We start from the raw sequence: 19,183 nt of genomic DNA on the forward strand, positions 1-19,183 counted from the left end.
ATCCAGTGGATGTTTTTAGCCCAGCTCTTTGAAATAAAAAAGAGCTGGTAAGTCTGGGGGACGTTTTTAGCCCTGCGCTAGAAATTAGAAACGCAGGCACATTCAGTGGACGTGTTTACCCCACGTTAACTTCATAGTAGCTAGTTATTAGCTAACCAGGTAAGAGGTCGGGACGAAAATCCTGGCCTCGTTTTTGTTAGTTATGAGACTTTATTGAGGCAGTTGATTGAACCTGTAATTAAGGAGATGTATATGTTTGAAGTAGAAGAATGGCTCCATAGTCGGATTGGTTTGAATTTTCGATCAGGCTTGGGCCGAATGCAACAAGCGGTGGATTTGTTGGGGAATCCCGAGAAGTCTTATCCTATTATCCACGTAACAGGAACTAATGGAAAAGGTTCTACCATTGCTTTTATGAGGGAGTTATTTATGGGGCATGGCAAAAGAGTTGCGACTTTTACCTCTCCTCATATCGTCTCTATCAATGATCGAATCAGCATTAACGGGCAACCAATAGCTGATGCAGACTTCATCCGTTTGGCTAATCAGGTCAAGGAGATGGAAAAAACACTTCTGCAAACTCATGACCAGTTGTCCTTTTTTGAATTGCTGACCTTGATTGCTTTTCTTTATTTTAGAGAGCAAGAGGTGGATTTGGTTTTACTAGAAGTGGGAATTGGTGGCTTACTTGACACGACCAATGTGGTAACTGGAGAGATTGCTGTCATCACCTCCATCGGGCTTGACCATCAGGAGACCTTGGGTGATAGTCTAGAAGCAATCGCAGAGCAGAAAGCTGGTATTTTCAAGGCTGGTAAAAAGGCAGTGATTGCTAAGTTGCCTTCAGAAGCTAGGCTTGTTTGTCAGAAAAAAGCAGACTCTTTAGCTGTTGACCTTTATCAGTCAGATCAGGATTTCTCAATGCTGAATGGCGATTTTTCAAGCTCTTTGGCTAACCTTTCACAGTTGAAAATAGGTTTAGAAGGAGCTTATCAGCAGGAGAATGCGGGCTTGGCGTTGCAAACTTTTCTTCTCTTTATGAGGGAAGGAAAGGAAGTTGTTGATGAACAGGCTGTAAGACAAGCTTTGAATCAGACCCATTGGGCTGGGCGTTTGGAGCGTATTCGTCCTCAGATTTACTTGGACGGTGCTCATAACCTCCCTGCCTTGACTCGCTTGGTTGAATTTATTAAAGGAAAAGAGCAGGAAGGATATCGTCCTCAAGTCCTATTTGGAGCCTTGAAACGGAAGGATTATCAAGGGATGTTGGCTTATCTGACTGAAAAATTGCCTCAGATGGAACTCAAGGTGACCGGCTTTGACTATCAAGGTTCTTTGGATGAAACAGATGTAACAGGTTACGATATAGTTCCTTCTTACCGCAAATTTATTAGCAATTTTGAAGAAAGAGCAGATATGCAGGACTTGCTGTTCGTTACAGGATCTCTCTACTTTATCTCAGAAGTACGGGGCTATCTACTGGGGTATGAGCAGATAAATTGACCTCCTTTTTTGAACTTGTTATACTAGGAAAACTACTAGTTAGAAGGAAAAACTTCTGTAAATTGGTAGCAGAAAGGAAATTCATCATGAAATTAAAAAGATTCACACTTTCTCTTGCTTCTCTAGCAAGTCTTAGTCTCTTAGTAGCTTGTTCACAAAGAGCTCAACAGATTCAACAACCAGCAGCTCAATCGCAAACACAACAAACTCAGCAATCACAAGCTGCTGTTTCATCTTCTACAGAAAATATCAACCAGGCAGCGACCAGCTCTTCACAAAATGCGCCTGAGGCTCAACCAACCAATATTAATGGAACTTATACCGGTCAGGACGAAGGAGACCGTATCACTTTAGTGGTAACTGGAACAACTGGTACATGGACACAGGTGGAAACTGATGGGGAACAAGAAATCAAGCAGGTTAGCTTTGATGCCGCTAATCAACGCATGATTATTGGGGATGACGTCAAGATTTATGCAATCAATGGAAATCAGATGATTATCGACGATATGGATAGAGAAGCGTCTGATCGCATTGTTTTATCTAAGTAAAGCTTATTTATCAAAAATTCCGATAAGATGAAAGATATTTGATGTATTACTCGATAAAAGTTAGATAGATTATACACATAAAGGAATGGGTCTCATACAAGATTCATTCCTTTTCCTTAAATATAAGTTCCACTTTTAGGAGTGGTACTCTTTTTGAGTAGTTCTTTTTAAAAAAATTTGTTATGCTAGATTTATGAAGAGAATCAAAATCGACGTGGTAGTACTCCCTTTAAGTGGACATCTCTTCCCAGCCCTGAATTTACTCGCACCTTTGTTGAAGAATCCTTTGTATGATATTCGATTATTCACAGGACCGCAACGAAAAGCTGTCGCAGAGGAGATGGGATTCCAGGTACTTCCCATTTTAGAAAATTTTGTAGATGAGTTTGAGCGTGTAGCCAACAATGAAGGGCAACTAAATCTTATTTCTGCTTATCGGCAGTTGTCAGCTAGTCTGGATTTGATCAATATAGTGTCTGACCAACTAGTGCAAGAATGGGAGAAAAATCGACCAGATATTGTTATTGCGGATTTTATAACCCTCTCTGGAGGACTAGTGGCGGAACAGTTGGGAATTCCTTGGATTACTACTATGGCGACACAGTTTGCCATTGAAACGACAGATGGACCGCCTTGTTTCTTTGGAGGAATGGGCAGTCCAAAGAATCCTTTTCAGTTTGCCCAGCAATGGCTAGGAAGAAAAGGGACTCGTTTAGGAAAACGAATCGTAACCTTTTTATTGAGAGAACGCTTGAAACGTTACGATTTTAAGCTCTACAATCAAAAAAATCAGGAAACCATTTATTCACCCTATTCCATCTTGGGAATTGGGATGAAAGAGTTGGAGCTGAAAAGTGGTTTTCCAGAGCACTACCTTTGGGTGGGGCCTTTTGGCTCTTCAATCGAGAGAGCAGAGAATTATCCTCTCGATTTGTCTCCCTATGCAAGTTATAAAAAAGTCCTCGTATCCTGTGGAACTCAGCTAGCGTGGGCTAAAGATAACCTCCTCTACCAGACTCAACAATTGGCAAAAGCCCATCCTGACTGTTACTTTTTTGTGACTCTGGGGTTTGGTGGACAAGACTTCCAATGTGAGGAGCTCATGGACAATGTTTCTGTAGTATCCTATCTTCCCTATAAGGAATACATTCCCCAGATGGACTATGTGATTCATCACGGAGGTGCGGGTATTTTTTACCAATGTATTATCTATGGCAAGCCTGCCTTAATTCTCCCTCATGACTATGATCAGTATGACTATGCGGTTCGCGGGCTAGAGGCAGGGATTGCCCTGACTGCTAAACGAGAGGACACGGAAGCGATTGGACGCGCTTTTGATGAGCTATTGGCTAGAGATGGCTGGTCAGACTTGAACAAACTCAGTCGTGTAGCTCAAGACTACCAGCCAACAGAAATCCTCAAGAATGAAATATATCGACTCTTGGGGGACAAGGAGAAATAAAACATGAAGAAAGTATTGGTAACAGGTGCTACGGGCTTTTTAGGTAAGTATGTTGTTGAAGAGCTCAGTCAGTATGGCTATCAGGTACGAGCTTTTGGACGTAATCGCAAGATTGGTCAGTCTTTAGAGAACTCCTCTGTGGCATTTTTCCAGGGAGATTTGACCAAGCAAGAGGATCTGACTCAGGCTTGTCAGGGTATGGACATAGTTGTGCATGCTGGAGCTCTTTCTACCGTCTGGGGACCTTGGGAAGATTTCTACCAGACAAATGTCTTAGGGACCAAGTATGTTCTGGATGCTTGTCGAGAGGATGGTATTCAGCGTTTGGTTTATGTGTCCTCGCCTAGTATATATGCTGCGCCTCGAGACCAGATAGCTATCAAAGAAAGCGATGCGCCTCAGGAAAATAATCTGAACAACTATATTCGTAGTAAACTAGCTTCGGAGAAGCTGTTTAAGGATTATCCCGATGTTCCGAGTATTATCTTACGACCTCGTGGGCTTTTTGGAATTGGGGATACCAGTATTTTACCTCGGGTTCTTAAACTCAGTCAGAAGATTGGTATTCCCTTGATAGGGGATGGCCGTCAGCTGATGGACATGACCTGTGTGGAAAATGTTGCTCTGGCCATTCGCTTGGCTCTAGAGGCTCCTCAAGCTAGTGGCGAAGTCTATAATATTACCAACGGGGAACCAAGAGCCTTTAAGGATCTGATAGAAGAAACCTTGAGAGGGCTTGGCTATCCGATAACATACAGAAAAGTGCCGGCTCCTCTTCTTTCAGTTATTGCAAGTAGTTTAGAGTTTCTGTATAATATCTTGAAACTCAAAGGTGAGCCGGCTCTGACACGCTATACATATTGCTTGCTGAGGTATAGCCAGACGCTGGACATTAGTAAGGCGGAGCGAGACTTGGGCTATCGCCCTCAAATCAGTATTTCGGAAGGGATTGAACAATATGTCAAAGATTATAGAAAGCATTGATTATTTCCCAGCAGGATATTGCACGAGTTATACGGGTTTGCTATTTAAGGGAATCAAGAATAAAAAGATGACCTTTCCAGCCGGGGTTTTTCTTATCAAACATAGGGAGAAGGGATACCTCCTCTATGATACGGGCTACCATTACGATATTAAGACTCAGATTCGTTATGGTTTCTATCGTTTGGGAACACCTGTTCAAATGACGGAGAAGGACCAGATTTCATATTTGCTGAAAGCTAAGGGAATTAAACCAGAAGAAATTAATTATATCATCCTATCTCACCTGCATCCAGATCATTTGGGAGGGGCTAGCTTCTTCCCTCATGCAACTTTTATCTTGACTCAGGAAGTGTATGATGTTTACAAGAAACCGACACTGAAAGACTTGATTTTCAAGGAATTTTTGCCAGCTTCTTTTGAAAAAAATCTAACCATTATCAGAGCTGACCAGCAAGATTCAACCTTTCCCTATCGTCCGACTAGTGACCTTTTTGGAGATGGAAGTATTCTAGTAGCTTCTGTTGATGGGCATGCAAGGGGGCAAGCTTGTCTGTACCTTCCAGACTTTAATCTCCTCATCGCAGCAGATCTCTGTTGGGGAATTGACCTTTTGCCTTACACCAAGCAGATGCTCCTGATTCCTTCCTTGGTTCAGGACAATAAGGCAGACTATATCAAGGGGACAGAGTTTTTGGAGGAGGTCTTGAGAGATGGTATTGAAGTAGTTGTTAGCCATGACCCTGTAGAAAGGATAGAACGTATCATATATGAAAAAAGGAACCTTTCTTAAAACCTTTATCCAAACTCGCTGGCTTCATAACTTCAAATCTCGAGAAGCTGTAGAGAACTATCAGAAAAAGCAATTAGCTAACTATATGAACTTTTTAAAGCGAGAGTCGCCCTACTTTAAAAATGGGATTCCTAGTGACTTTGACCATATGGACAAGGCTTTTATGATGGAGCATTTCAACGAGCTCAACACCCAAGGAGTAGATCGGGATGAAGCCTTGGCCTTGGCTATTGAAAGTGAAAAGACTCGTGATTTCACTGAACTCAAAGGCGATGTGGCAGTCGGACTGTCTTCAGGGACATCTGGACATCGGGGGCTTTTTATCACAACGGAGAAAGAGCGAAGTATGTGGGCAGCAGCTATCTTAGCTAAGATGTTACCCAAGGGCCAGCTTTTTGGACACCGAATCGCCTTTTTCCTGAGAGCTGATAATGAACTCTATCAGACCATCAATACGGCACTTATTCGTTTGGAGTATTTTGATATTTTTAAACCTACAGATGTCCATATTGAGCGGCTGAATACCTACCAGCCGACGATTGTTGTGGCACCAGCCTCTATGTTGATTGAATTGAGCAAGCGTCTCAAGGCTGGAGAGTTAGCTATCCACCCACAAAAAATCGTTTCGGTGGCAGAAATCTTGGAAGATAATGATAGGGAACTCATCGCAGAAGCCTTTTCTCTATCCATTATTGACCAAGTTTATCAGGCAACCGAAGGTTTCCTAGCTTGCACTTGCTCAGCTGGAAATCTGCATCTCAACGAAGACATTATACTTGTGGAAAAGCAGTATCTGGATGACCGCCGTTTTTATCCAGTGATTACGGACTTTAAACGAAGTAGTCAGCCTGTTTATCGCTACCAGCTCAATGATATCTTGGTTGAAAATCCGAAGACTTGTCCGTGTGGCTCCTGCTATACACGAATTGACAAGGTCGAAGGACGCTCTGACGACATCTTCTATTTCGATGGACTGGATGGGGGACAGGTGACCATCTATCCAGACTTTATCAGACGTTGCATCCTCTTTGTGGAGAATATAGGAGATTACCAAGTCAAACAATATTCTGAGAAGTTAGTGGAAGTTTGTCTAAACCAACGAGATGAGAGCATGGAGACAGCTATTTTGGTACAGTTTCAACTCCTGGCCCAGCAAAAGCAGTTTATAGTTCCCGAAATTCAATTTTCAGATTATCACTGGGATACTAGCCATAAACTCAAACGAATCCAACGTTTATGAAAGGATAAAAGACAATGACAGAAGTAAAAAGACATGTAGAAATTGCAGGATATGGTGTTTGCCTTCCAAAGCATACCGTCCAATTCAAAGACCAGACGCGTTATCGTGTGGTTGAAAATGAAGAAACGCAGTTAGATTTAGCCGAGGTAGCCATTCAGAGAGCACTCGAATATGCAAACTTAGATATTAAAGATATCGATTGCCTTGTATCAGCTAGTGCAGTTGGTGTTCAGCCTATTCCTTGTACGGCTGCCTTGATTCATGAGCGCGTGGCAAAAGGACTCTCAATCCCAGCTATGGATATCAATACGACCTGTACTAGCTTTATTTCTGCTCTATCGACTATGTCCCACTTGATCGAGGCAGGCGAATACAATCGTGTCTTAATTGTGTCTAGTGAGGTTGGTAGTTTAGGGCTCAATCCTAAGCAAAAAGAAAGTTTTGAACTCTTTAGTGATGGGGCGGCAGCCTTTATTTTCCAAAAAGGGCATCAGGAAAAAGGGGTCATTGCTAGTCTCCAACGTACTTGGTCAGAAGGAACACACGATACGGAGATTCGTGGAGGTCTGACTTCTTTTCAACCAAAAGAGTACTCTGAAGCGACTAAGACCAACTATATGTTTGATATGAAAGGTAAGAAGATTCTCCTCTTATCTGCTCGTAAAATTCCAGTCATGTTTGAAGAGTTTCAAGAAAAAACGCAGCTAGCATTGTCAGATGTGGACTATATTATTCCCCATCAAGCAAGTCGTGCCCTTCCTTTAGTTATGGAAAAACTAGGTGTTGCGGAGGAACAATATCTCAATCTTGTCACTGATTATGGAAATATGGTGTCAGTATCTGTACCGTTTGGCTTGGCTTATTCATTAGAACAAGGGCTGGTCAAGGAGGGAGATGTCATTTATCTTATGGGAACTGCAGCCGGTATGACGGTCAATATGTTGGCTCTCAAACTGTAATACGCATATGAGATCATAATGGTTGAAACTTTAGCAAGAGTAAATTGTTGCCATCTAGCTATGAACTGATGTATACTAGTGGAAACATCTATTAATTAGGTGGTTAGGGGGAAGGTTAAAAGAAAGGGGATGTATGAAATATAGAAAATTTCAATTATTGATGTCCAAGTATGGCTTTAGTCTTTCGATTATGCTACTTGAACTGTGTCTTGTTTTTGGTCTCTTTCTCTATTTAGGGCGCATGGCCCCTATTCTATGGGTAATTGTCTTAATTTTTATGAGTATGGCGACTATTGTCGCAATTGTCAATCGTTCAATGGCGCCTGAAAGTAAAGTAATGTGGTTAGTGGTAACTTTTGTTCCTGTCATCGGGCCCTTGCTCTATCTGATGTTTGGTGAAAGGCGATTGTCCAAAAAAGAAATCAAGCAGTTGGACAAACTTGGTTCCATGCATTTTCGGGAGGATAACAGTAAAGCTCTCCGCCAGAAATTGAAGGAAGATGATAAGGCGGCTTACGGAGTTATCAAATCTTTGCTAAGTATGGATAGCAATGCCGATGTCTATGATCGAACAGATTCACAATTCTTTTCTTCGGGTGAAAGCATGTGGCAACATATGTTGGAAGACCTCAAGAAAGCTGAGAAATTTATCTTTCTAGAGTACTATATTGTCGAAGAAGGTCTGATGTGGAATAGCATACTAGATATACTAGAGCAAAAGGCAGCTCAGGGTGTAGAGGTCAAGATGCTCTATGATGATATCGGTTGTATGGCGACTTTACCTGGAGACTATACTGTTCAGCTTCGTAGTCGAGGAATTGAAGCCCATAAGTTTAACAAGGTGATTCCTCGTTTGACGGTAGCTTATAATAATCGAGACCATCGTAAAATCCTTGTTATAGATGGTCAGGTAGCTTATACAGGAGGCATTAACTTAGCCGATGAGTATATCAACCATGTAGAACGCTTTGGTTATTGGAAGGATAGTGGGATTCGCATAGATGGCCCTGGTGTCAAGGCTCTAACCCGTCTCTTTTTAATGACTTGGTACATCAATCGTGGGGAAATCAGTGATTTTGACCAGTATCACTTGGAAAACCAGCCTCGTTCTAGCCAAGGGCTCTGTATTCCCTATGGTAGTGGTCCCAAGCCCATCTTCCGTACTCAGGTAGGGAAAAAAGTCTATCAAAGTTTGATTAATCAGGCTACTGACTCAGTCTATATCACAACACCCTATTTGATTATTGACTATGATTTAACTGAGAGTATTAAAAACGCGGCCATGAGGGGTGTTGATGTTCGCATCGTGACTCCTTTCATTCCAGATAAAAAATTAATCCAACTCATTACAAGAGGGGCCTATCCGGATTTGTTGTCAGCAGGAGTAAGGATTTTTGAGTATAGTCCAGGCTTCATCCACAGTAAACAAATTTTAGTGGATAAGGACTTTGCTGTAGTTGGAACGATTAATTTAGATTATAGAAGTTTACTTCATCACTATGAAGATGCAGTTTTGCTATATAAAACGGCATCAATCACAGAGATTCAAAAAGACTTTCAGGAGATTTTTTCAGTATCGCAAGAAATTTTCCCTCATACGATAAAAAATAGCTGGTATCAGAAATTGATTAAGGAAATTGCCCAGTTATTCGCCCCAATCTTATAAGAAATCTAGGACTTAGGATACAACCCAGTCCTATTTTTCTTGCCTTTTACGAATAAGAAGATGTAGGAGGAACGATGCTGACTCAGAAAGAATTGGATTATATCATGTCATTTAAACAGACGCATTTACACCGATTTCGGGAAATTGAAACCTTTGTGAAACTATGCAAAAAATCTCACAAACACCCATCGCAAGCTGACAATTTTAGGTCTTTTTGATATACTAAGACAGATAAATTGAATAGGAGAAACGATATGGCTGTATATGGCAGAATCGAAGAAGTATCCGAAACGATACAGAGTAATGAAATTGAAAATAGACTGGATAGGAACCTTGAATCTCATGTAGAAAAAGAAGAACAGGTAGCTTTCCCGTTTTTCAGACTCATCATTGGAAGTACGATTGCAACGGTTTTTTCTGTGGTGATACCTTTACTTTTAGATATGGTAGGTCCCTCTCAGGCGCAGGATTTGTATATAGGGTGGGCTTTACATCAGGGAGGACAGCTTTACAGTAGCTATTATGCAAGTCACGGTCTTCTTTATTACTTGCTACTTTATATTACCCAAGGAGGCATCCTTTTTGCCTTGGTAGAATGGCTAGCTCTCTTAGGAGGAGGTTATTTCCTCTTTTCTTCAACTGACTATCTGACGGGACAAAGGGAACAAGCCAAGCAACTCCTAACCATATTTTATATTTTGGTGTCTGGTCTTGGTTTTGGAGGAGGTTATGCTACTATCTTAGCTCTGCCATTCCTGTTTGCAGGATTTTCATTCATAGCAGCTTATCTATCAAATCCTAATCATGACAAGGGATTTCTACGTCTGGGGATCTTTTTGGGCCTATCATTTTTCATAGAGCCTCTTACAAGTCTTCTCTTTGCTGTAGTAGTAACGATTGGTTTATTTGTCTTTAATGTTGGGCATGGTCGTTTTGTCCATGGAGTTTATCAGTTTTTTGCAGCGGCACTTGGTTTTTCTCTCATCTTTTACCCAGTAGGCTACTATGTGCTTACTTCAGGTGGTTTTGGAGAAGCTATAGGAAGTCTTTTGTATCCGATTGATTCCCTTCAGGTCTTTACCAATCCTCAACTAATGGATAATGTTGTATTCTATGGTTTGTTGACCTTTGGTTTAGGAGCTCTCTTCCTTGTTTTTCTAGGATTGTTCCAATCAAAGGCATCAAGATTATATGTTATTTCAGTACCAGCTAGTTTTGCTTTCTTATTTGTATTAGCCTTGTTGCTTTTTTCTCAAGAACCTCTTCACGGTTCGCGTTTGATTCTAATCCTTCCGTCTTTACTCCTTCTTTTGATGACCAGTATTCGTGGGAAACACTCAGCTAGAGGAGCTCGTCGTCGGAGAAGAGAGGAGGTTCCAACTTTATGGAAAAAATTCATGAAGGGAAATCTCTACCTACCTATCCTAGTGGTGGTTTATCTGATTGCAATTCCTTTTGTAGCTCGTTTTGTCTTGCATCCAGCTTCTTATAGAGAACAACATCAAGTGGTAGATAGAGTCAAACAAGAGACGAGTGATGGTGACCAAATTTATATTTGGGATTCACATGTTCAGATATATAAAGAAAGCCAGCGTTTGGCTGGATCCATGTTCCCATCACCTCTTCTTTACACGAGTACAGAAGAGAATAAAACTAGTTTAATCAATGACTTGAAAGAAAACCAACCTAAGGTGATTGTGGTAAACGACAAGGTGGCTCTCTGGTCTGAGGCGGAGACACTCTTAAAAGAAAATTACCAACAAGTAAAGACTGATTACTCAGAGTTTAAAGTCTATAAAATCAAATAACAGAATCAATATCTTGTGTATTTTTAAAAATTTTAGGATTTTTACCACAAGATATTGATTTTTCTTTTTAGAGTGGTATAATACTTTTTAGAAAGAACATTTTAGAAACGAGCATGTATATGATTGCACTAGAAGAAAAAATTACAATTTTGCCAACCCTCTTCGTTGAAAAACGAGATGGGAGACGTGTTGTATTTGATGTGGACAAGATTGACAAGGCTCTCCACAAGGCTGCTGACAAGGTTATGGACGTGACACCCTTAGTTGAAAAGCGCCTAAATGCTCTGACCGAGCGAATTGTCACAGAAATTCATAGTCGTTTTCCACAGGGGGTTAAGATTTATGAAATCCAAAATATCGTAGAACATGAACTCCTTGAAGCCAAAGAATATGCGCTAGCTGAGGAGTATATTACTTATCGGACACAGAGGGATTTTGAGCGCTCAAAAGCGACGGATATCAACTTTAGTATCCACAAACTTCTCAACAAAGACCAGGCAGTTGTCAATGAAAATGCTAATAAAGACAGCGATGTCTTTAATACCCAGCGTGATTTGACAGCGGGCATCGTTGGAAAATCAATCGGACTGCAAATGCTTCCTAAGCACGTAGCCAATGCCCACCAAAAAGGGGATATCCACTATCATGATTTGGATTATAGCCCCTACACACCTATGACCAACTGCTGTTTGATTGATTTTAAAGGTATGTTGGAAAATGGTTTTAAGATTGGGAATGCAGAGGTGGAAAGTCCTAAGTCTATCCAGACTGCAACAGCTCAGATTTCCCAAATCATTGCCAACGTTGCTTCTAGCCAGTATGGAGGCTGTTCAGCTGACCGTATCGATGAAGTCTTGGCTCCTTATGCAGAGAAGAATTATCAAAAACACCTCAAGGATGCGGAAGAGTGGGTTTTACCTGATAAACGAGAAGATTATGCATGGAAGAAAACCCAAAAAGACATCTACGATGCCATGCAATCTCTTGAGTATGAAATTAACACCCTCTTCACTTCAAATGGACAAACACCTTTTACTTCGCTCGGTTTTGGTTTAGGAACTAGTCGTTTCGAACGGGAAATTCAAAAAACTATCTTGACCATCCGAATCAAGGGGCTTGGTTCGGAGCATCGTACAGCCATCTTCCCTAAGCTCATCTTTACGCTTAAAAGAGGCCTTAACTTGGAAGAAGGGACTCCCAACTATGACATTAAGCAGTTGGCTCTAGAATGTGCAACTAAACGGATGTATCCAGACGTCTTGTCTTACGATAAGATTATCGAATTGACTGGTTCTTTCAAGGTTCCTATGGGTTGCCGTTCGTTCCTTCAAGGATGGAAGGATGAAAATGGTGTCGAGGTTAATTCAGGTCGCATGAATCTGGGTGTTGTGACGGTTAACCTACCTCGTATCGCTCTTGAGTCTGAAGGTGATATGAATAAGTTCTGGGAAATCTTCAACGAGCGGATGAATATCGCTGAAGATGCTCTTGTTTATCGTGTCGAACGCACTAAAGAGGCGACACCAGCCAATGCTCCTATCCTTTATCAATACGGTGCTTTTGGTCATCGTCTAGGTAAAGAAGAAAGTGTTGACCAGCTCTTTAAGAATCGTCGTGCGACAGTTTCGCTGGGTTACATCGGTTTGTACGAAGTAGCGACAGTTTTCTTTGGAAATAGCTGGGAACACAATCTAGAAGCTAAGGAATTTACGCTGGATATCATTCGCGATATGAAACGCCGTGTAGAAGAGTGGTCTGACCAATATGGCTACCATTTCTCTATCTACTCAACACCATCTGAAAGTTTGACAGACCGTTTCTGCCGACTAGATACAGAGAAGTTTGGTTCTATTCCTGATATTACAGACAAGGAATACTACACTAACTCTTTCCACTACGATGTTCGTAAAAATCCAACCCCGTTTGAAAAATTAGACTTTGAGAAAGTCTATCCGGAAGCAGGTGCGTCAGGTGGTTTCATCCATTATTGTGAGTATCCAGTCCTTCAGCAAAATCCAAAGGCCTTGGAAGCTGTCTGGGACTATGCCTATGACCGTGTCGGCTATCTAGGGACCAATACTCCAATAGACCGTTGCTACAAGTGTGACTTTGAAGGGGATTTTGAACCAACTGAGAGGGGCTTTGCTTGTCCTAACTGTGGCAATAGCGACCCTAAAACAGTAGACGTTGTTAAACGGACTTGTGGATATTTAGGTAATCCTCAAGCGAGACCTATGGTCAATGGGCGTCACAAGGAAATCGCAGCGCGTGTCAAACATATGAATGGTTCAACGATTAAAATAGCTGGCCATCAAGTAACAAATTAGAAAGAAATGAAATGGGAAAATATCAATTAGACGATAAGGGGCGTGCACAAGTGACCCGTTATCACGAGAAACACTCTAAAGGTGGAGCTGGTAAGAAAGAACGTTTGCTCAACCTCAGAGAACAATTTTTAAACAAGAACAAGAAAAAATAAAAGTGAGAGCCAGCTCTTGCTTTTCTCTTAGTGGGAGGTAAGAATGGAACTACGAAGACCAATATTAGCAGATAAAGTAACAGTTTTAGAGATGATGGCAGAGTTTGAAAAATATCAGTCGCCTCACGACAGTGGTTTCTGGGATACAGAGAACTTTGTGTATGAAGAATGGCTGGAAACAAATATGCAAAAAGAGATGGGGATAAACTTGCCTGAAAATCGTGTTCCTTCTATTCAATTTGTATCATTTGATGATGTAGGTCGTGCTCTAGGATTTTTGAATCTGCGATTGAGACTGAATGAGGGGTTATTGAATTATGCTGGCCACATTGGCTACTCCATTCGTCCATCAGAAAGAGGCAAAGGTTATGCTAAAGAGACTCTCCGTCAGGGCTTGCAAGTTGCTAAGGAAAAGAACATCAAGAGAACGCTTGTGACCTGTAGCGTGAATAATCCTGCTAGCAGAGCAGTCATACTAGCAAATGGAGGAATTCTTGAAGATGTTCGTAATGGAGTCGAGCGTTATTGGATAGAGGTAGCGAATGAATAATCCAAAACCACAAGAATGGAAAAGTGAAGAGCTCAGTCAAGGCCGTATCATCGACTACAAGGCCTTGAACTTTGTAGATGGAGAGGGTGTGCGTAACTCCCTCTATGTATCAGGTTGCATGTTTCACTGCGAGGGGTGTTATAATGTAGCGACCTGGTCCTTCAATGCTGGCATTCCCTATACAGCAGAATTAGAAAAACAGATCATGGCAGACCTTGCCCAGCCCTATGTTCAAGGATTGACCTTGCTGGGAGGGGAACCTTTTCTCAATACTGGCATTCTTTTGCCACTCGTGAAGCGTATTCGGAAAGAATTGCCAGATAAGGATATCTGGTCTTGGACGGGCTATACATGGGAAGAAATGATGTTGGAAACTCCAGATAAACTGGAACTATTGTCGCTAATTGACATCCTTGTCGATGGACGGTATGACCGAACTAAGAGAAATCTCATGCTCCAGTTTCGAGGTTCGTCCAATCAACGCATCATCGATGTGCAAAAATCACTCAAAAGTGGGCAAGTAGTGATTTGGGATAAGCTTAATGACGGAAAAGAAAGCTATGAACAGGTGAAGAGAGAGTAACTTTCTTCCATAAAATACTTAAATAAATGACCCGCCAAAAAAGAAAACAGTTTCATTGTAAAAAAACGAAAAAACAGCAACAAATCCCTTGCAATCGCAGGGGCTTTGTGTTATTCTATTATGGTGCTGTAAATTACAGCCTTAGCTTTGATGCAAGAGGTTGCGACACGCTCGGTTGCATTGCCACGCAACACCGCGTCGGTTTTCTTGTGGAGCTAGCCTATTATCTTAAATAGACGAAAAGGAGAAAAAGATGGCAAACAAAAAAATTCGTATCCGTTTGAAAGCTTACGAACACCGTACGCTTGACACAGCGGCTGCAAAAATCGTAGAATCAGCTACTCGTACAGGTGCACAAGTTGCGGGTCCAATCCCACTTCCAACTGAACGTAGCCTCTACACAATCATTCGTGCGACTCACAAATATAAAGACTCTCGCGAACAATTTGAAATGCGTACACACAAACGTTTGATCGATATCGTTAACCCAACTCAAAAAACAGTTGATGCGTTGATGAAATTGGATCTTCCAAGTGGTGTAAACGTAGAAATCAAACTTTAATCTAAAATATAAAAGAGCAGAGGCTGGTGTTTCAATCTAATTGAACACGGGCTAAACTCGGTGTGAAAAAGATAAACTTCCTAGTGTCTGCTAGACACTGCGTCAGTTTCCTATTTTCACTTTGAGTTTGACGCCCTTTGTATCTTAGACTTGAGCATAAAAAACGCTCGTTAAAAACTTTTTGAATAAAAAATATAGAAAAGGAACTATTTTCTCATGACAAAAGGAATCTTAGGGAAAAAAGTGGGAATGACTCAAATCTTCACTGAAGCTGGCGAATTGATCCCTGTAACAGTTATTGAAGCAACTCCAAACGTTGTCCTTCAAGTTAAAACTGTTGAAACAGACGGATACAACGCTATCCAAGTTGGTTTCGATGACAAACGCGAAGTATTGAGCAACAAACCTGCTAAAGGACATGTAGCGAAAGCTAACACGGCTCCTAAGCGCTTCATTCGTGAATTCAAAAACGTTGAAGGCTTGGAAGTTGGTGCTGAAATCACAGTTGAAACATTCGCAGCTGGAGACGTTGTTGACGTAACTGGTACTTCTAAAGGTAAAGGTTTCCAAGGTGTTATCAAACGCCACGGACAATCACGTGGACCAATGGCTCACGGTTCTCGTTACCACCGTCGTCCAGGTTCTATGGGACCTGTTGCACCTAACCGCGTATTCAAAGGTAAAAACCTTGCAGGACGTATGGGTGGCGACCGTGTAACAATTCAAAACCTTGAAGTTGTACAAGTTGTTCCAGAAAAGAACGTTATCCTTATCAAAGGTAACGTACCAGGTGCTAAGAAATCTCTTATCACTATCAAGTCAGCAGTTAAAGCTGGTAAATAATAAGGAAAGGGGAATACAGTCAAAATGGCAAATGTAACATTATTCGACCAAACTGGTAAAGAAGCGGGCGAAGTTGTTCTTAACGATGCAATCTTTGGTATCGAACCAAACCAATCTGTTGTGTTTGATGTGATCATCAGCCAACGTGCTAGCCTTCGTCAAGGAACTCACGCAGTTAAAAACCGCTCAGCTGTTTCAGGTGGCGGACGCAAACCATGGCGTCAAAAAGGAACTGGACGTGCTCGTCAAGGTTCTATCCGCTCTCCACAATGGCGTGGTGGTGGAATCGTCTTCGGACCAACTCCACGTAGCTATGCGTACAAACTTCCTCAAAAAGTTCGTCGCCTTGCGCTTAAATCTGTTTACTCAGAAAAAGTTGCTGAAAATAAATTTGTAGCCGTTGATTCTCTTGAATTTACAGCTCCAAAAACTGCTGAATTTGCAAAAGTTCTTGCAGCTTTGAGCATCGATTCTAAAGTCCTTGTTATTCTTGAAGAAGGAAACGAATTCGCAGCTCTCTCAGCTCGTAACCTTCCAAACGTGAAAGTTGCGACTGCTACAACTGCAAGTGTTCTTGACATCGCAAATAGTGACAAACTTCTTGTTACTCAAGCAGCTATCTCTAAAATCGAGGAGGTTCTTGCATAATGAATTTGTATGATGTTATCAAAAAACCTGTAATCACTGAAAGCTCAATGGCTCAACTTGAAGCAGGAAAATATGTATTTGAAGTTGACACTCGTGCACACAAACTTTTGATCAAGCAAGCTGTTGAAGCTGCTTTCGAAGGTGTTAAAGTTGCCAACGTTAACACAATCAACGTAAAACCAAAAGCTAAACGTGTTGGACGTTACACTGGTTTGACTAACAAAACTAAAAAAGCTATCATCACACTTACAGCTGATTCTAAAGCAATCGAGTTGTTTGCTGCTGAAGCTGAATAATCTAAGGAGGAAATATCGTGGGAATTCGTGTTTATAAACCAACAACAAACGGTCGCCGTAATATGACTTCTTTGGATTTCGCTGAAATCACAACAAGCACTCCTGAAAAATCATTGCTTGTTGCATTGAAGAGCAAGGCTGGTCGTAACAACAACGGTCGTATCACAGTTCGTCACCAAGGTGGTGGACACAAACGTTTCTACCGTTTGGTTGACTTCAAACGTAACAAAGACAACGTTGAAGCAGTTGTTAAAACAATCGAGTACGATCCAAACCGTTCTGCAAACATCGCTCTTGTACATTACACTGACGGTGTGAAAGCATACATCATCGCTCCAAAAGGTCTTGAAGTAGGTCAACGTATCGTTTCAGGTCCAGAAGCAGATATCAAAGTCGGAAATGCTCTTCCACTTGCAAACATCCCAGTTGGTACTTTGATCCACAACATCGAGTTGAAACCAGGTCGTGGTGGTGAATTGGTACGTGCTGCTGGAGCATCTGCTCAAGTATTGGGTTCTGAAGGTAAATACGTTCTTGTTCGTCTTCAATCAGGTGAAGTTCGTATGATTCTTGGAACTTGTCGTGCTACAGTTGGTGTTGTCGGAAACGAACAACACGGACTTGTAAACCTTGGTAAAGCAGGACGTAGCCGTTGGAAAGGTATCCGCCCAACAGTTCGTGGTTCTGTAATGAACCCTAACGATCACCCACACGGTGGTGGTGAAGGTAAAGCACCAGTTGGTCGTAAAGCACCATCTACTCCATGGGGCAAACCTGCTCTTGGTCTTAAAACTCGTAACAAGAAAGCGAAATCTGACAAACTTATCGTTCGTCGTCGCAACGAGAAATAATATTAAACTAGTCACTTAAGCAACTAGTAAATCCGCCAGCTCGGTAGCGCTTCATGTGAGCGCAAGCCGCTGTGGTACAACATTTAAAGGAGAAAATATAAAAATGGGACGCAGTCTTAAAAAAGGACCTTTCGTCGATGAGCATTTGATGAAAAAAGTTGAAGCTCAAGCTAACGACGAAAAGAAAAAAGTTATTAAAACTTGGTCACGTCGTTCAACGATCTTTCCAAGTTTCATTGGTTACACTATTGCAGTTTATGACGGACGTAAACACGTACCTGTTTACATCCAAGAAGACATGGTAGGTCACAAACTTGGTGAATTTGCACCAACTCGTACTTACAAAGGTCACGCTGCAGACGACAAGAAAACACGTAGAAAATAAGGAGAACATAAATGGCAGAAATTACTTCAGCTAAAGCAATGGCTCGTACAGTACGTGTTTCACCTCGTAAATCACGTCTTGTTCTTGATAACATCCGTGGTAAAAGCGTAGCCGATGCAATCGCAATTTTGACATTCACTCCAAACAAAGCTGCTGAAATCATCTTGAAAGTTTTGAACTCAGCTGTAGCTAATGCTGAAAACAACTTTGGTTTGGATAAAGCTAACTTGGTAGTATCTGAAGCATTCGCAAACGAAGGACCAACTATGAAACGTTTCCGTCCACGTGCGAAAGGTTCAGCTTCACCAATCAACAAACGTACAGCTCACATCACTGTAGCTGTTGCAGAAAAATAAGGAGGTAAAATCGTGGGTCAAAAAGTACATCCAATTGGTATGCGTGTCGGCATCATCCGTGATTGGGATGCCAAATGGTATGCTGAAAAAGAATACGCGGATTACCTTCATGAAGATCTTGCAATCCGTAAATTCGTTCAAAAAGAACTTGCTGACGCAGCAGTTTCAACTATCGAAATCGAACGCGCAGTAAACAAAGTTAACGTTTCACTTCACACTGCTAAACCAGGTATGGTTATCGGTAAAGGTGGTGCTAACGTTGATGCACTCCGTGCAAAACTTAACAAATTGACTGGAAAACAAGTACACATCAACATCATCGAAATCAAACAACCTGATTTGGATGCTCACCTTGTAGGTGAAGGAATTGCTCGTCAATTGGAGCAACGTGTTGCTTTCCGTCGTGCACAAAAACAAGCAATCCAACGTGCAATGCGTGCTGGAGCTAAAGGAATCAAAACTCAAGTATCAGGTCGTTTGAACGGTGCAGATATCGCCCGTGCTGAAGGATACTCTGAAGGAACTGTTCCACTTCACACACTTCGTGCAGATATCGATTACGCTTGGGAAGAAGCAGATACTACATACGGTAAACTTGGTGTTAAAGTATGGATCTACCGTGGTGAAGTTCTTCCAGCTCGCAAAAACACTAAAGGAGGTAAATAAC

At 41.6% G+C, this 19,183-nt stretch carries 21 protein-coding genes; all 21 read left to right on the forward strand.

Translation table 11 applies throughout. The features are described from left to right. Positions 1–252: 252 nt before the first annotated feature. The 21 genes from FJN11_RS00820 to rpsC all read left to right on the forward strand — a co-directional run bounded on the left by FJN11_RS00820 (position 253) and on the right by rpsC (position 19,182). Positions 253–1,503, forward strand: coding sequence for a folylpolyglutamate synthase/dihydrofolate synthase family protein (locus FJN11_RS00820; RefSeq protein WP_140223841.1), 1,251 nt, complete (start codon positions 253–255; stop codon positions 1,501–1,503). A gap of 86 nt (positions 1,504–1,589) precedes the next feature. After that, entirely contained in the window at positions 1,590–2,054 is a 465-nt protein-coding gene (locus tag FJN11_RS00825; protein ID WP_061589628.1) for an SP_0198 family lipoprotein, read from the forward strand. 193 nt (positions 2,055–2,247) lie between these two features. Next, a complete protein-coding gene (locus FJN11_RS00830) occupies positions 2,248–3,516 on the forward strand; it encodes a glycosyltransferase (RefSeq protein ID WP_140223842.1) in 1,269 nt (422 codons plus the stop codon). A 3-nt stretch (positions 3,517–3,519) separates the two neighbouring features. Beyond that, a complete protein-coding gene (locus tag FJN11_RS00835; RefSeq protein ID WP_140223843.1) occupies positions 3,520–4,500 on the forward strand; it encodes an NAD-dependent epimerase/dehydratase family protein in 981 nt (326 codons plus the stop codon). Next, positions 4,475–5,290, forward strand: coding sequence for an MBL fold metallo-hydrolase (locus FJN11_RS00840; protein ID WP_042751751.1), 816 nt, complete (start codon positions 4,475–4,477; stop codon positions 5,288–5,290). The genes FJN11_RS00835 and FJN11_RS00840 overlap by 26 nt, the downstream gene beginning before the upstream one ends. Next, positions 5,268–6,530 (forward strand): F390 synthetase-related protein, encoded by a 1,263-nt coding sequence (locus tag FJN11_RS00845; RefSeq protein WP_061589625.1) that lies wholly within the window; start codon positions 5,268–5,270, stop codon positions 6,528–6,530. The genes FJN11_RS00840 and FJN11_RS00845 overlap by 23 nt, the downstream gene beginning before the upstream one ends. Positions 6,531–6,544: 14 nt before the next feature. Continuing rightward, complete coding sequence (locus tag FJN11_RS00850) at positions 6,545–7,489, forward strand: 3-oxoacyl-[acyl-carrier-protein] synthase III C-terminal domain-containing protein (protein WP_140223844.1); 945 nt, start codon at positions 6,545–6,547, stop codon at positions 7,487–7,489. A 133-nt stretch (positions 7,490–7,622) separates the two neighbouring features. Then, a complete protein-coding gene (cls, locus tag FJN11_RS00855; protein WP_125851538.1) occupies positions 7,623–9,155 on the forward strand; it encodes a cardiolipin synthase in 1,533 nt (510 codons plus the stop codon). Positions 9,156–9,409: 254 nt separating this feature from the next. Then, entirely contained in the window at positions 9,410–10,963 is a 1,554-nt protein-coding gene (locus tag FJN11_RS00865; RefSeq protein ID WP_140223846.1) for a damage-inducible protein CinA, read from the forward strand. Positions 10,964–11,082: 119 nt separating this feature from the next. After that, positions 11,083–13,290, forward strand: a complete 2,208-nt coding sequence (gene nrdD / locus FJN11_RS00870) for an anaerobic ribonucleoside-triphosphate reductase (RefSeq protein WP_049552546.1) — start codon at positions 11,083–11,085, stop codon at positions 13,288–13,290. A gap of 11 nt (positions 13,291–13,301) precedes the next feature. Next, positions 13,302–13,442 (forward strand): hypothetical protein, encoded by a 141-nt coding sequence (locus FJN11_RS00875; protein WP_000521618.1) that lies wholly within the window; start codon positions 13,302–13,304, stop codon positions 13,440–13,442. Between the two features lie 43 nt (positions 13,443–13,485). Continuing rightward, the gene (locus tag FJN11_RS00880; protein ID WP_140223847.1) at positions 13,486–13,992 is read left to right on the forward strand and encodes a GNAT family N-acetyltransferase; all 507 of its coding nucleotides are present in this window, start codon (positions 13,486–13,488) and stop codon (positions 13,990–13,992) included. After that, a complete protein-coding gene (gene nrdG, locus FJN11_RS00885) occupies positions 13,985–14,575 on the forward strand; it encodes an anaerobic ribonucleoside-triphosphate reductase activating protein (protein ID WP_140223848.1) in 591 nt (196 codons plus the stop codon). Before FJN11_RS00880 ends, nrdG begins: the two co-directional genes overlap by 8 nt. 253 nt (positions 14,576–14,828) lie before the next feature. Then, on the forward strand, positions 14,829–15,137 hold the full coding sequence (gene rpsJ, locus FJN11_RS00890) for a 30S ribosomal protein S10 (RefSeq protein WP_001284513.1): 309 nt from the start codon (positions 14,829–14,831) through the stop codon (positions 15,135–15,137). Positions 15,138–15,353: 216 nt separating this feature from the next. Next, complete coding sequence (rplC, locus tag FJN11_RS00895; protein ID WP_000160197.1) at positions 15,354–15,980, forward strand: 50S ribosomal protein L3; 627 nt, start codon at positions 15,354–15,356, stop codon at positions 15,978–15,980. Positions 15,981–16,004: 24 nt separating this feature from the next. After that, complete coding sequence (rplD, locus tag FJN11_RS00900) at positions 16,005–16,628, forward strand: 50S ribosomal protein L4 (protein ID WP_049487408.1); 624 nt, start codon at positions 16,005–16,007, stop codon at positions 16,626–16,628. Continuing rightward, positions 16,628–16,924, forward strand: coding sequence for a 50S ribosomal protein L23 (locus tag FJN11_RS00905; protein WP_140223849.1), 297 nt, complete (start codon positions 16,628–16,630; stop codon positions 16,922–16,924). Before rplD ends, FJN11_RS00905 begins: the two co-directional genes overlap by 1 nt. A gap of 17 nt (positions 16,925–16,941) precedes the next feature. Continuing rightward, a complete protein-coding gene (rplB, locus tag FJN11_RS00910; protein WP_000512911.1) occupies positions 16,942–17,775 on the forward strand; it encodes a 50S ribosomal protein L2 in 834 nt (277 codons plus the stop codon). Positions 17,776–17,878: 103 nt separating this feature from the next. Then, positions 17,879–18,160, forward strand: coding sequence for a 30S ribosomal protein S19 (gene rpsS / locus FJN11_RS00915; protein ID WP_000533766.1), 282 nt, complete (start codon positions 17,879–17,881; stop codon positions 18,158–18,160). An 11-nt stretch (positions 18,161–18,171) separates the two neighbouring features. After that, positions 18,172–18,516, forward strand: a complete 345-nt coding sequence (gene rplV, locus FJN11_RS00920) for a 50S ribosomal protein L22 (RefSeq protein ID WP_000818137.1) — start codon at positions 18,172–18,174, stop codon at positions 18,514–18,516. A 12-nt stretch (positions 18,517–18,528) separates the two neighbouring features. Beyond that, positions 18,529–19,182: a 30S ribosomal protein S3 gene (rpsC, locus tag FJN11_RS00925; protein ID WP_000529936.1), complete on the forward strand. Its 654-nt coding sequence runs from the start codon at positions 18,529–18,531 to the stop codon at positions 19,180–19,182. The last annotated feature ends 1 nt before the right edge of the window (position 19,183 follow it).

Source organism: Streptococcus symci, assembly GCF_006385165.1.
Lineage (GTDB): Bacteria > Bacillota > Bacilli > Lactobacillales > Streptococcaceae > Streptococcus > Streptococcus symci.